Source organism: Tabrizicola sp. T74 (genome assembly GCF_057219935.1).
Genome location: NZ_JBXVVT010000003.1, coordinates 89429 through 102111 on the forward strand (window position 1 = coordinate 89429; position 12683 = coordinate 102111).

At 66.5% G+C, this 12683-nt stretch carries 14 protein-coding genes and 1 tRNA gene; 8 read left to right on the plus strand and 7 right to left on the minus strand.

All coding sequences use genetic code 11. The annotated features are described in order from the left end of the window. Positions 1-30 precede the first annotated feature (30 nt). A complete protein-coding gene (locus AC2EAL_RS09865; RefSeq protein ID WP_484724042.1) occupies positions 31-735 on the plus strand; it encodes a sirohydrochlorin chelatase in 705 nt (234 codons plus the stop codon). Positions 736-738: 3 nt separating this feature from the next. On the opposite strand, the gene AC2EAL_RS09870 is transcribed toward AC2EAL_RS09865, so the two are convergent. From AC2EAL_RS09870 to AC2EAL_RS09880, 3 genes are read right to left on the minus strand one after another with little or no spacing between them, the layout of a single operon-like run. Further along, on the minus strand, positions 739-1212 hold the full coding sequence (locus AC2EAL_RS09870) for a DUF2948 family protein (RefSeq protein ID WP_484724043.1): 474 nt from the start codon (positions 1210-1212) through the stop codon (positions 739-741). After that, complete coding sequence (gene murA, locus AC2EAL_RS09875) at positions 1209-2477, minus strand: UDP-N-acetylglucosamine 1-carboxyvinyltransferase (protein WP_484724044.1); 1269 nt, start codon at positions 2475-2477, stop codon at positions 1209-1211. The genes AC2EAL_RS09870 and murA overlap by 4 nt, the downstream gene beginning before the upstream one ends. 5 nt (positions 2478-2482) lie before the next feature. Then, entirely contained in the window at positions 2483-2656 is a 174-nt protein-coding gene (locus tag AC2EAL_RS09880; RefSeq protein ID WP_484724045.1) for a hypothetical protein, read from the minus strand. A gap of 113 nt (positions 2657-2769) precedes the next feature. Between AC2EAL_RS09880 and AC2EAL_RS09885 the strand changes: the two genes are divergently transcribed. Next, positions 2770-2844, plus strand: a tRNA-Thr gene (locus AC2EAL_RS09885). Between the two features lie 146 nt (positions 2845-2990). Continuing rightward, a complete protein-coding gene (locus AC2EAL_RS09890) occupies positions 2991-4088 on the plus strand; it encodes a GlxA family transcriptional regulator (RefSeq protein ID WP_484724046.1) in 1098 nt (365 codons plus the stop codon). Between the two features lie 61 nt (positions 4089-4149). Here AC2EAL_RS09890 and AC2EAL_RS09895 read toward each other — a convergent pair whose 3' ends face one another. After that, positions 4150-5184, minus strand: coding sequence for an LLM class flavin-dependent oxidoreductase (locus AC2EAL_RS09895; RefSeq protein ID WP_484724047.1), 1035 nt, complete (start codon positions 5182-5184; stop codon positions 4150-4152). Positions 5185-5203: 19 nt separating this feature from the next. Further along, positions 5204-6676 (minus strand): aldehyde dehydrogenase, encoded by a 1473-nt coding sequence (locus AC2EAL_RS09900; RefSeq protein WP_484724048.1) that lies wholly within the window; start codon positions 6674-6676, stop codon positions 5204-5206. A gap of 133 nt (positions 6677-6809) precedes the next feature. Between AC2EAL_RS09900 and AC2EAL_RS09905 the strand changes: the two genes are divergently transcribed. The 5 genes from AC2EAL_RS09905 to AC2EAL_RS09925 all read left to right on the plus strand — a co-directional run bounded on the left by AC2EAL_RS09905 (position 6810) and on the right by AC2EAL_RS09925 (position 11252). Beyond that, complete coding sequence (locus AC2EAL_RS09905) at positions 6810-7190, plus strand: RidA family protein (RefSeq protein ID WP_484724049.1); 381 nt, start codon at positions 6810-6812, stop codon at positions 7188-7190. Continuing rightward, on the plus strand, positions 7187-7972 hold the full coding sequence (locus AC2EAL_RS09910; RefSeq protein WP_484724050.1) for an alpha/beta fold hydrolase: 786 nt from the start codon (positions 7187-7189) through the stop codon (positions 7970-7972). Before AC2EAL_RS09905 ends, AC2EAL_RS09910 begins: the two co-directional genes overlap by 4 nt. Further along, positions 7969-8871, plus strand: a complete 903-nt coding sequence (locus AC2EAL_RS09915) for a flavin reductase family protein (protein ID WP_484724051.1) — start codon at positions 7969-7971, stop codon at positions 8869-8871. The genes AC2EAL_RS09910 and AC2EAL_RS09915 overlap by 4 nt, the downstream gene beginning before the upstream one ends. Before the next feature lie 13 nt (positions 8872-8884). Beyond that, positions 8885-9490, plus strand: a complete 606-nt coding sequence (locus AC2EAL_RS09920; protein ID WP_484724052.1) for an amino acid synthesis family protein — start codon at positions 8885-8887, stop codon at positions 9488-9490. 94 nt (positions 9491-9584) lie between these two features. After that, positions 9585-11252 (plus strand): hypothetical protein, encoded by a 1668-nt coding sequence (locus AC2EAL_RS09925; RefSeq protein ID WP_484724053.1) that lies wholly within the window; start codon positions 9585-9587, stop codon positions 11250-11252. Here AC2EAL_RS09925 and ychF read toward each other — a convergent pair. Further along, complete coding sequence (gene ychF, locus AC2EAL_RS09930; protein ID WP_484724054.1) at positions 11249-12346, minus strand: redox-regulated ATPase YchF; 1098 nt, start codon at positions 12344-12346, stop codon at positions 11249-11251. The genes AC2EAL_RS09925 and ychF overlap by 4 nt on opposite strands. Before the next feature lie 64 nt (positions 12347-12410). Further along, positions 12411-12608 (minus strand): hypothetical protein, encoded by a 198-nt coding sequence (locus AC2EAL_RS09935; RefSeq protein ID WP_484724055.1) that lies wholly within the window; start codon positions 12606-12608, stop codon positions 12411-12413. Positions 12609-12683: the final 75 nt, after the last annotated feature.

Consider the following 12683-nt stretch of genomic DNA (forward strand, 5'->3'; position numbering starts at 1 on the left):
CCCGACGCTTTGCGGGTCACCTATCGGCGCATGACGAAACAAGCCCTGATCGTGGCCCATGGCCAGCCCTCCGATCCCCGCCCTGCAGGCGCGGCGCTGGAGGCTTTGGCGGCCAGGGTCGCGGAGCTCATGCCGGGCTGGACCATAAGTGCGGCGACCTTGGCTGAAGAAGGGTCAATTGCGCAGGCCGTGGCAGGGCGGGCCGGGGGGGTCGTCTTCCCGATGTTCATGGCCGGGGGCTGGTTCACCCGGATACAGATCCCGAAAAGGCTGGACGAGGCGGGGGCAGTAGGTTGGACAGTGCTGGAACCCTTCGGCTGCGATCCCCTGGTGCATGACCTCTGCGTGACGCTGGTGCGCGAGGCGGGGGAGGCCCGCGTGATCCTGGCCGCGCACGGATCGTTCAAGTCGCCCGCGCCTTCCGACATCGCCTTCCACGTGGCGGGGCGGATAGCCAGCGAGGCCGGCGTGGTGGCCGAGGCGGGTTTCATCGACCAAGACCCGCAGCTTGCCAGTCTGCCCGGAGGGGCAGGGGTCTGCCTGCCGTTCTTCGCCGCCGAAGGTGGGCATGTCGGCGAGGATATCCCGGCAGCACTGGCAAAGTCGGGGTTCACTGGCCGCATCCTGCCTCCTGTGGGACTGGACGACCGTGTGCCGGGGATCATCGCGGCGGCGATCCGGCGGGGCGTGCCGGTCTGCGCGGGGGCCTGCCGCTGGGCCAGGGGGCAGGACTAGGCGTCAGTCGTGCCGCGGCAGCTTGCCCGAGGGCGCGCGGTAGGGGCGGGTCACGTCGTCCAGCCGGACTTCCAGCGCCTCGACCTCCAGCGCGATGGCGCCGTCGCCGGCGAGGACCAGCGTCACCCGCCCCGCGCCCTCCTCGCCGGGGGTGAAGTCCAAGGACAGAAGCGACAGGATCAGGTCCTTGTCGGCCCGGTCAAAGCCTTGCGTCCGAACCTTCAGCACATCCTCGACCACCATGACCGAGCGCACCCGTTCATAGGCGCGGCCCACCTGTTCGGCCTCGGCCCGGTCCTCCCAGCGGAAGCGGTTCAGCATCAGGGCGAAACGCCGCCGCTTGGCGTCGTACTGAAGTTCCGTCACCGGCAGGACGGCATCCTGCACCAGGGAGGAGATGACCTTCAGGTCATCACCATCCTGCGCGATCAGCCGCAGCGGGCCTTCGCCACCCTCTTCGAATCGGGCGTCCGTCATGCCTGGATGCGCTCGATATGCGCGCCACAGGCCCGGAGTTTCTCCTCCACCCGCTCATAGCCGCGGTCGAGGTGATAGACGCGGGAGACGATCGTCTCACCCTCTGCCGCCAGTCCTGCGAGGATCAGCGAGACCGAGGCGCGGAGGTCCGTCGCCATCACCGGCGCGCCTTTCAGCTTTTCGACCCCCGTCACCGTGGCCGTCCCGCCATGCACGTCGATCTTCGCGCCCATCCGGATCAATTCCGGCGCATGCATGAAGCGGTTCTCGAAAATCTTCTCTTCCAGAACGCTGGTCCCCTCGGCGGTGCACAGCAGAGCCATCATCTGCGCCTGCAGATCGGTCGGGAAGCCCGGGAACGGCTCGGTCGTGACGTCCACCGCCTTCACCCGCCCGTTCTTGCGCGAAACCTTAAGGCCCCGGTTGGTCTGGGTGACAGAGACCCCCGCCGCGTCCAGTTTCTCGGCGAATGCGCCGACGAGGTCCAGCGTGCCGCCGATGCACTCGACCTCGCCGCCGCAGATCGCGGGGACGAGCATGTAGGTGCCCAGTTCGATCCGGTCGGTGACGACCTGGTGCGTCGCCCCGCCGAGGCGGTCGACGCCCTCGATGGTGATGGTCGCGCTGCCTTCGCCGTCGATCTTCGCGCCCATCTTCTTCAGGCAGCGGGCCAGATCGACGATCTCGGGCTCTTTGGCGGCATTCTTCAGGACGGTCGTCCCCTTGGCGAGCGTCGCCGCCATCAGCGCGTTTTCCGTAGCGCCGACCGAGACGAAGGGGAAGTCCACCACGGCGCCCTTCAGGCGGCCACCGGGGGCCTTGGAATGGACATAGCCGTCACGCAGGTCAAGGTCCGCGCCCATCGCCTCCAGCGCCTTGAGGTGCAGGTCGACGGGCCGCGCGCCGATGGCACAGCCGCCGGGCAAGGACACGACCGCATGGCCATAGCGCGCCAGCATCGGGCCGAGGACCAGGATCGAGGCGCGCATCTTGCGGACGATGTCGTAGTCGGCCTTGAAATTGGTGATCGAATGCGACGACAGCGCCAGCACCAGCCCGTCCTGCAGGGAGGCCACTTCCGCGCCCAGAGACTGCAGCAGCTGCGTCATCGTGCGGATGTCCGACAGGCGCGGCGCATTGGTCAGGGTCAGCGGCTCATCGCTGAGCAGCGTTGCCGGCATCAGCGTGAGACAAGCGTTCTTCGCCCCCGCGATCGGGATCGCACCCGACAGGGCCCCGTTGCCGCGCACCAGAATCGAATCCATCTGCCCTACTCCTTGTCCCCGGTTTCCCCGGCTGCGTCTTCGGCAGTCCGAGCCTTTGCCTGTGCCTTCCGCCGCGCCATGTTGGCCTTGAGCGCCGCCTTCAGCCGGTCTTCCCGGGACAGGGCGCGCTCAGGTTTCCGGGACTTTTCGCCAGGCGAGGGGTCCGATGGCTTGCGCATGGCCAAGGCTTCTACCGTAAGGGAGCGGGTGGGTCCAGAGAGGGTCCGGATTTCCCGCCCAAACCCCCTTGCGCCCGGAAATGATTGCGTCTAATCAGCCGCCCACCGACGGCGCTGCAGTAGCTCAGTGGTAGAGCACTCCCTTGGTAAGGGAGAGGTCGAGAGTTCAATCCTCTCTTGCAGCACCATTTCCCCCACACACATGCGTGCGCCTCCGGTTCCATGGCATTGGCCAGCACTGGGCCGTTCCGACAGAACCCCTGCGGCCAAGGAGTAATCCCGCCCGGCACCTTTGTGGCTTTCCTGCCGGTTTTCCGCCAGATAGGCTGCTGTCATGGCGAAAAACCGCATCTCTGTGGGTCAGGCTGCCGCCCCGCGTCCCGGCAGTCCGGTCGCGTCGGCGGACCGGGTCACCTTTGTTCTCGTCCCCCGGTTCAACATGGCGACGCTGATCACCATGATCGAACCCCTGCGCGTGGCGAATTACCTCGCCCCCGCGCCGCTCTATCACTGGGACATCCTGTCCCCCGACGGCACGGACATCCCGGCATCGAACGGGCTGTCGATCACGGCAGAGCCGCTGGATGACCGGAACCGCCGGGGCGAGACGGTCTTTGTCCTCGCCTCATGGGGGGCCGAGGACTATGTGAACCGCGACCTTGCAGCCTGGCTGCGCCGCCAGTCCCGCGACGGCGCGCGGATTTGTGCGGTGGAGCTTGGCTGCTACCTTCTGGCCCGGGCGGGTCTCTTTGCCGACCGCCCGGTCGCCACGCATTGGTCCTGGGCGCCGGGCTTTCAGGAACGCTATCCGGATATCCCGCTGGTCGAGCAACTGTTCACCCTGGGCGACGGCGTGATGACCTGTGCCGGCGGCATGGCCGGGGTCGACCTCATGCTGCGCCTGATCGCCGACCGGTATGGCGAGGGGATGGCGGGCGAGGTCGCCGATCAGATCCTCCATCAGCCTCTCCGGCCGGCCACCGCGCCGCAGCGCCGGACACTGGGGCAGGGAACCGACCAGTTCCCGCCCATCCTGCGCCAGGCCATCGCGCTGATCGAGGCGAACATCGCCGAGCCGCTGACGGTGCCCGAGATCGCCGCGCGCCTTGGTCTGTCGCAGCGCCAGCTGGAACGGCAGTTCCACAAGGGGTTTGGCTGTTCGGTGGTGCAGTTCGGCACGCTGGTCCGCCTGCAGCACGCCCGCGTCCTCTTGATCGCGACCAAGCTTTCCGTACGCGAGATCGCCACGGCCACGGGCTTCAACGCGCTTTCACACTTCGCATCCGCCTTCCGCAAATGCTTTGACCGACGGCCCAGCGACTATCGCCAGGGCTGGGCCCCAAGCGAGGCCACGCCGTCCTGGCCCGGCACGCTGAGCGCCTATATCGAGAACCTGCAGCGCCGCGCCACGCAGGCCGCCGCGCAGCCCTGACGGGCGACGATCCTTCGGCGAAGGATCGCTGCCGATTTTTCGCCGAAAAATCGTGCACCAGTCACGCGAAGGCCGGGATGACCTCCTTGCAGAACAGTTCCATCGACCGCTTCTGCTCTTTCAGCCCCAGGCCCAGCGACGCGTAGTAGATGAACTCGTCCACCCCGATCGCCTCGTACAGCTTCAGTTTCGCGATCACCTCGTCCGGCGTCCCGAACATCAGGTTCCGCGACAGCATCTCCGGGTCGTACTCCGCCCGGTTGCCCAACTGGTCGAAGGGGATCGACTTCGGAAAGCCGTTCTCCACATCGCCCATGTTCTTGAACAGGTTCTCGAACTGGGAAAGCTGCCGTTGCGCCGCGCGGACCGGGACCATCCAGTCCTCCTTCCGGTCATAGACCGCCGTATGGCGCATCATCGCCATCACCGGGCGCTTCTTGCCGGGGTTGTTCGCCAAGGCCTCGGCCATCCGTGCCATGTAAAGCTCGGCCTCGGCCATGTCGCGGGTCAGCGGCCAGGACTGGATGTTGCAGCCATGCTTGACCGCGTAGTCATAGGTGATCGGCGCGCGGGCCGCGACCCAGACCGGGACGTCCTTCTGCACCGGCTTCGGGCAAGAGGTCGAGGCCGGGAAGGACCAGAACTCGCCGTTGTGTTCGTAGTCGCCCTTCCACAGCTCCCGGATCACCGGCAGCATCTCCTGCATGTACTTCCAGGCGTCGGTCTGTTTCAGCCCCGGCCGCATCCGGTCGAACTCGCGCTGATAAGCGCCTGATCCGATGCCGAACTCCAGCCTCCCGCCAGAGATCAGGTCGATGAACGCCGCTTCCCCCGCCGCCTTGATCGGGTGCCAGTAGGGCGCCGCGATCACTGCCGTGCCAAGGCGGATGTCGTTGGTATGCTCGGCCCACCAGGCGAGGATGGAGAAGGGGTTCGGCGCGATGGTCATCTCCAGCGCGTGATGCTCTGCCGCCCAGGCGATGCGGAAGCCGCCCTGGTCGGCCATCTGCACCATCTCCAACGTGTGGCGGGCGACTTCCTTCATGTCCAGAGAGTCGTCGATCCGCTCCAAGTTGATCGCCAGGTGGAATTTCATGTCGTATCTCCTTGAAAACTCAGCGCATCACGAAGGGGTTGGCGATGGGCTCGGATGAGGTGTTGACCCAGATCGTCTTGGGCCGCGTGTAGTCGTAAAGCGCCTGGAACCCGCTTTCGCGCCCGTAGCCCGATCCCTTGACGCCCCCGAAGGCCGCGATGGGCGACACCGCGCGGTAGGTGTTGACCCAGACGATCCCCGCCCGGATGGCTTTCGCCACCCGCATCTGCCGCGCCCCGTCCCGGGTGAAGACCCCGGCCGCCAGCCCATGCACGGACTTGTTCGCCAGAGCCACGGCCTCGGCCTCGTCCTTGAAGCGCAGGACCGACAGGACCGGCCCGAAGAGCTCCGTATCCACGATGGTCAGGTCCGGCGACGGGCAGTCGACAATCGTCGGCTCATAGTAGGTCCCGCCCTGGCTTGGCTGCTTGCCCCCGGTCAGGACCTTCGCGCCTTCCTTGACCGCCAAAGCCACTTGCGTTTCGATCAACTGCACCTGTGCTTCGGTGCAAAGCGGCCCCATCTGCGTCTCCTCCGCCAGAGGATCGCCAATCCGGATCGCCTTCGCCGCCGCCACCAGCCGCGCCAGGAACTCCTCCGCCACGCTGTCCTGCACGATCAGGCGAGACCCCGCCACGCAGCTCTGCCCCGTCGCGCCGAAGATCCCCGCCATGCAGCCGTTCACCGCGCTGTCCAGGTCCGCATCCTGAAACACCACAAACGGAGACTTCCCGCCCAGCTCCAGCGACACCTCCGCGAAGTTCTCAGCCGAGTTCCGCACCACATGCCGAGCCGTCTGCGGGCCCCCGGTGAACGATACCCGCGCGACCAATGGATGAGAGGTCAGCACCCGCCCCACCTCGCCATGCCCGCTGATGATGTTCACCACGCCCGCAGGAAACCCCGCCGCCTCGATCAGCTTCCCGAACTCCAGCATCGGCACCGAGGCGTGCTCGGACACCTTCAGCACCACCGTATTCCCCGCCGCCAGCGCCGGCCCCAGCTTCACCGCCGACAGGAACAGCTGCGAGTTCCACGGCACCACCGCCGCAACCACCCCCAGCGGCTCGCGGTTGGTGAAGACCAGGAGATCCGGCTTGTCGATCGGCAGCACCTCGCCGGCGATCTTGTCCGCAGCGCCTGCGTAGAAATGGAAGAACTCCGCGATGTATTTGGCCTGCCAGCGCGTCTCTTTCAGCATCTTGCCGGTGTCCAGCGTCTCCGCCCGCCCCAGCTCCTCCGAGGCGTCGGCCAGCAAATCCCCGAGCTTCCGCAAGCACTTGCCCCGCGCCGAGGGCGTCATCGCCCCCCAAGGGCCCGACAAGGCCCGGTCCGCCGCCCGCACCGCCCGATCGACATCCGAGGCCGTCGCCTCCGGTACCTCGGCCCACACGGCACCCGTCACCGGCGAGACCGACGGGAACACGGCCCCATCCGAGGCGCCCACCCACTCCCCGTCGATCAGCATCTGGCAGCGCTTCAACTCGGCCATCCCACCCTCCTGGCTTTCCCCCTTGATGCCGCGCGCAAATGCCGCATGTTTCCGATTTTTCGCCACCGGCTGACGAAAATCCGCAATCGACACTTCCGCCGGAATGGCACATCCAAAGACCACGGAGGACGACATGAAGGAAATCATCGGCGGCCCGCTGGTCATCAACGGACGGACGCTTTCCCTCTCGAAAGCCGTCCGCGCGGGCGATTTCGTGTTCCTGACTGGCCAGGTCCCGATGGTGGATGGCCAGGTCCTGACCACCGGCAGCATCGAGGACCAGACCCGCGCCTGCCTCGACCGGATCACCGAGACGCTCGCCGAGGCCGGCTGCACCCGAGACGATGTCGTGAAAACGATGGTCTGGCTGAAGGATCGCGCCGATTTCCCCGGCTTCAACGCCGTCTACGGCGAATATTTCCCGACGAACCCGCCCGCCCGCTCCGCCCTCGTCTCCGACTTCCTCGTCGACATCCGGGTGGAGGTCGAGGTCATCGCCTGGAACCCGCAATGATCCACAACGGCACCACTTACGACCTGACCGGCCCCGAGGACGCCCCCGTCGTCGTCCTGATCCACGGCCTCGGCCTGACCCGCTCCGTCTGGCAGTGGATGCTGCCCGACCTCAAGAAATTCCGCGTCCTAACCTATGACCTGATTGGCCATGGGCAGTCCGCCCCGCCGCAGGGCGACCCGACCCTCAAGGACCTGTCGGACCAACTCGCAATCCTCATCGACCACCTGCAGATTGAGAAAGCCGCCATCGTCGGCTTCTCCCTCGGCGGAATGATCGCCCGCCGCTTTGCGCAGGATCACCGCGACCGCACCACCGCCCTCGTCGTCCTCCACTCCGCCCACAAGCGCACCGAGAAACAGCAAGGCGCGATCCTCTACCGCGTCGACCAGGCGCGGGACCACGGCCCCGAGGCCACCGTCGAGCTTGCCCTCCAACGCTGGTATACCGAGGCCGCACAGGCCACCCGCCCCGACCTGATGGACCTGACGCGCCGCTGGGTCCTCGCCAACAAGCGTGAGGTTTACGTCAAGCTCTACCGCATCCTCGCGAATGGGGTGGAGGAGATCGTCGCGCCCCAGCCGCCCCTCACCGTCCCCACTCTCGTCCTCACTGGCGACGAGGATACCGGCAACGGGCCAGAGATGAGCATGGCCATTGCCGAGGAAATCCCCCGCGCGCGCCTTGTCATCGTGAAGGGCCTGCGCCACATGGCATTGGCCGAGGCGCCGGAGGCCGTGAACCGCCCGGTCGTCGACTTCCTGACCGAGGTGCTGCGATGAGCGACCCAAAAGCGCTGAGAAACGCCTTCGGCGCCTTCGCGACCGGGGTCACCGTCGTCACCACCCGCCAGCCCGACGGCACGCCTCGGGGCTTCACCGCGAACAGCTTCACCTCGGTCTCGCTCGACCCACCGCTCCTCCTCGTCTGCCTTGCCAAGACCGCGCACTCCGCCGACACCTTCGCCGAAGCCCCCCATTTCGCCGTCAACATCCTGGCCGAGGACCAGAAAGCCGTCTCCGGCCTCTTCGCCTCGCGCACGCCGGACAAGTTCGCCCAATGCGCCTGGACTCCGGGGCCGTCGGACATCCCCCTGATCGACGGTGCGCTCGCCCAGTTCACCTGCGCGAACCATCAGCTTGTCGACGCCGGAGACCACCTGATCCTGATCGGCCGGATCGAGGCGTTCTCGACCAACGAAGGCCAACCCCTCGGCTACTTCCGGGGCAACTACTTCTCCATCGGGATCGAGAAAGACCTCGCCGAAGCGGCCGCCTCCGCCAAGGGCAATCGTCTCGGCGCGGTGCTGGCCTGCAACGACGGGGTACTTCTCAGGGAGGAAGCCAACCAGCTTCGCCTGCCGCTCGCTCCGGAGCCGACGCTCGACAGCCTGACCGCCAAGCTCGCCGGTCTGGGCCTGCAGCCGCAGATCGACTTCGTCTACGCCGCCTTCGACGACCGCACGACCGGTGGCCATGCCGTCTATTACCACGGCACCGTCTCCGGCCCCCTGCCGACGGGCTACCGCATCCTGCCCCTGGCCGACCTCGCCACCGCGCAGATCGCCAACTCCGCCGAGGCCGCCATGCTGGCCCGCTACGCGCAGGACTTCCGCAACGGCAGCTTCTCGATCTACCACGGCACCGAAACCACGGGCCAAACCCGCCAGATCGGCGCGTGAAGAAAGGAAAACCATGTCCCTCCCCGAACTCCGCAAACTGGTCACCTATGACGAGGACACCGTCACCGACGGCGGCCGCGCCTGCACGCCGCCCCTGCGCATGATCGCCGTCGCCGCCGTGGTGACGAACCCCTGGTACGGACGTGGCTTCGTCGAAGACCTCTCACCCGAGATCAAGCGCATGGGCCCGGCGCTGGGGAAACTCCTCACCGACCGCCTGATCCGCCTCGCCGGGTCCGGCGACGCCATCGAGGCCTATGGCAAGGCTGCCCTCTGCGGCACGGCGTGCGAGCTGGAACACTGCTCGGCGCTCATCCACACCCTGCGCTTCGGCAACTTCTATCGTGAGGCGGTGGGGGCCAAGACCTATCTCGGCTTCACCAACACCCGCGGCCCCGCCAACACGCAGATCCAGATCCCGCTGATGGACAAGCATGATGCGGGGCGCCGGTCGCACTACCTGACCGTCCAGTTCTCGATCCCCGACGCGCCGGGCCATGACGAACTGGTCATCGCCCTTGGCGCGTCACTTGGAGGCCGCCCGCACCACCGCATCGGCGACCGCTATCAGGACCTGAAGGAAATGGGCGGCGAGGTGGACAATCCGGCGGGGGTGTAGAGGCAGGTGCGGCCGGTCGCCCAGGCAAGGCTAGGCGGCGACGGCCTTCCAATGTAGGATCGGCCCACTCACACTCTCCAATAGAGAGGTGCCAATGCGCGCCATTCTCCTTGTGCTGGCCCTTGTCTTGACTGGCCTTGTGCCGCAATCGGCCCTTGCCTTCGGACGTTGCCTCGACCCCGGTTACCTTGCCCGCTTCATTCCGGGCCTTGCCCCACAGGTCTGCGACGAGGACTACTACACCACGATCCGCGCCAGTTCCGGCACGGCAACGCTGCGCTTCATCAGCTTGCCGTCGACCGCCGCGCGTGACGTCGGCGACTGGCATCCCCAGGCCTTGGCCGTGGCCAACGGCGTCGGTCGCGCACTGGATGAGATGGGGGCGGGTCGACTGCCGTCCGAGATCACCGTGTTCCTCTCTTACAAGACTATGACGATCGAAGAATTGGGCGAAGCCCATGCCGATGCCACTGTCATCGATCCCAGCGGCGAGTGCCAGGTGACGTTCTACAAGCTGGCCGAGGGGGCCAGTCCGGATTTGTTTGCGTTCACGCTCGCCCATGAGATCTTCCATTGCATCCAGTTCGCGACTTGGCGCATGGCCGCGTCGGCCGAAGGATCAGAATGGTGGGTGGAAGGCAGCGCCGAATACTTTGCCTACCTCGCGGTGCCCGGACTCGACGTCAGCGACATCTGGATCGATGCGTTCACCGCGGATTCGTACAGCATGGATCCGACGCAGATGCAGTACCAGAACGTCGTCATTTTCGCCTGGCTTGGCCATCGCGGCGGGCCAGCGGCGGTTGCGACCTTCCTCAACCAGATGCGCGGCGGCGACCAGATCGCGGTGCTGCGCGGGCTGGTGCCCGAGGCGGACTGGATCAGTTTTGTCGAAACCTGGTTGGAAGGTGAAATCCTCCTGCCGGGTGGTCGGGCGATCGAGCCGGAGTTTTCGGGTAGGCTTGAGGTCTTTCGCCGGTCGGGCACGCTGACCCTTACGGCACGGCCCTATGTCATCGACCGGGCCGGGGCGGACTTCGTCGCAGACAAACGCTATGACCTGACACATACGATCACCGGCTCGGGCCACCTGGCGATGCGCCCGTCAGAAGGGGGTGACTGGGCGGACCCGCCAGAGATGATCAGCACCTGCGACGGCGCGCAAAGGCACTTCCTCTACATGACCACGACCGAAGGCACCGGCGAAGGGACGCTGAATGTCACGACCGACGCTGATACTGGCGGCGGCACCTGCTGTCTGGTGGGCGAATGGGCGCCGACGCAGGAGGCGCTGGAGGGACAGGCGGTGATGAGCGAGGACATCGGCGCGACCTTGCTCATGTTTGGTGGCGAAAGTGGCACCACGATGTGCAGCCACCGCAGCGGTGACTGGCGGCTGACCTTCCGCGAGGACGGCACCGCCACGCTCGCCTTCAATGACCAGACCACCAGCTGCACGCTGTCGACCGACAAGGGTGACATCGATACCCGGACCACCGTTCGGGGAGCGGCCGACTTTGACTGGCAGGTGCGCGAAGAGGGCGTGGCCACCGCCTGGTACGGCGAGACCAGCGTCGCGACCGAAGGCAGGGTCACTTTGGGTGGCCTCGAACTGCAGGCGCTGCCCCCGTCCGAGGACTTCCCGCCTTTCCTGCCGGGCGCGTTCAGTTTTGCCTGCACGGCGGACGGCTTGACGATCAAGGGCCTCTACGGCCTCAGCGCCGCGGTCGAGGCCGAACACACCCGGGTCGCGCCGCCTTAGGCGTTGAACAGGAAGTGCAGGACGTCCCCGTCCTTGACCTCGTAGGTTTTCCCCTCGACCCGGAACTTGCCCGCTTCCTTGGCCCCCGCCTCGCCGTTCCCGGCGATGTAGTCGTCGTAGGCCACGGTCTCCGCCCGGATGAAGCCCTTCTCGAAGTCCCCGTGAATGACCCCCGCCGCCTGCGGGGCGAGCGTACCCTTGGTGATCGTCCAGGCCCGCGCCTCTTTCGGGCCCACCGTGAAATAGGTCTGCAGGCCCAGAAGCGCGTAGCCCGCCTTGATGAGCCGATCCAGACCCGCCTCCGCCAGCCCCATCTCCTCCAGGAACATCGCGGCCTCGTCCTCGGGAAGCTGCGCCAGCTCCTCCTCGATCCGGGCCGAGATCACCACCGAGGCCGCGCCCTGCTTGGTGGCCATCTCTGCCACCCGGGCGGACTGGCTGTTGCCGGAGGCTGCCGAAGCCTCCTCGACGTTGCAGACATACAGCACCGGCTTCGCCGTCAGAAGCTGCAGGATCCGCCACTGCTTCTTGTCCTCGTCCGCGATCTTCACCGTCCGGGCGGGCTTGCCTTCGTTCAGTACCGCCAGAGCGGCGCGCAGCAGACGGTCCTGGTCCTGAACCTCCTGATCGCCGCCGCGCAGCTTCTTGGCCAAAGCGGTCAGGCGGCGTTCGATTGATTCCATGTCGGCCAGCATCAGCTCGGTCTCGATCGTCTCGGCATCGGCCACCGGGTCGATCCGGCCCTCGACATGGGTGATGTCGCCGTCTTCAAAGCAACGCAGCACATGGGCGATGGCATCGCATTCGCGGATGTTGGCCAGGAACTGGTTGCCCAAGCCTTCGCCCTTCGACGCGCCCCGCACCAGCCCGGCGATGTCGACGAAGGTCATCCGCGTCGGGATGATCTGCTTGGACTGCGCGATGGCCGCCAGCTTTTCAAGCCGCGCGTCGGGGACGGACACCTCGCCCACGTTGGGCTCGATGGTGCAGAACGGGAAGTTCGCCGCCTGCGCCGCCGCCGTGCGGGTCAGCGCGTTGAAGAGGGTGGACTTGCCCACATTCGGCAGCCCGACGATACCCATCCTGAAACCCATGCTGCCCTCCATTCACGCGCGGCTGTCTCTACGGCGCGGACTGTTCCTGCGCAAGCCGGAGCCGTCAGTAGCGCTGCAGGTCAGCCCTTTCCCGCGACTGGAAGATCAGCAGCCAGGCCAGGAGGATGAACATCGGATGCGTCAGCCCTCCGGAGAAGATAAGTGCCAGCACCCAGATCGGAAAGACCAGGATGCCCAGGAACGGCCGTCCGGTCAGGACGATGGAGAGTGGCGGGAGCAAGAGGGCGAGCAGGTAGTTCATGGCCCTAAAGATGGGATGTCGGGGCGAAGTTCCAAGACCCGCGCACGCAAAGCCGCCCATTGATTTCCCCCGTCG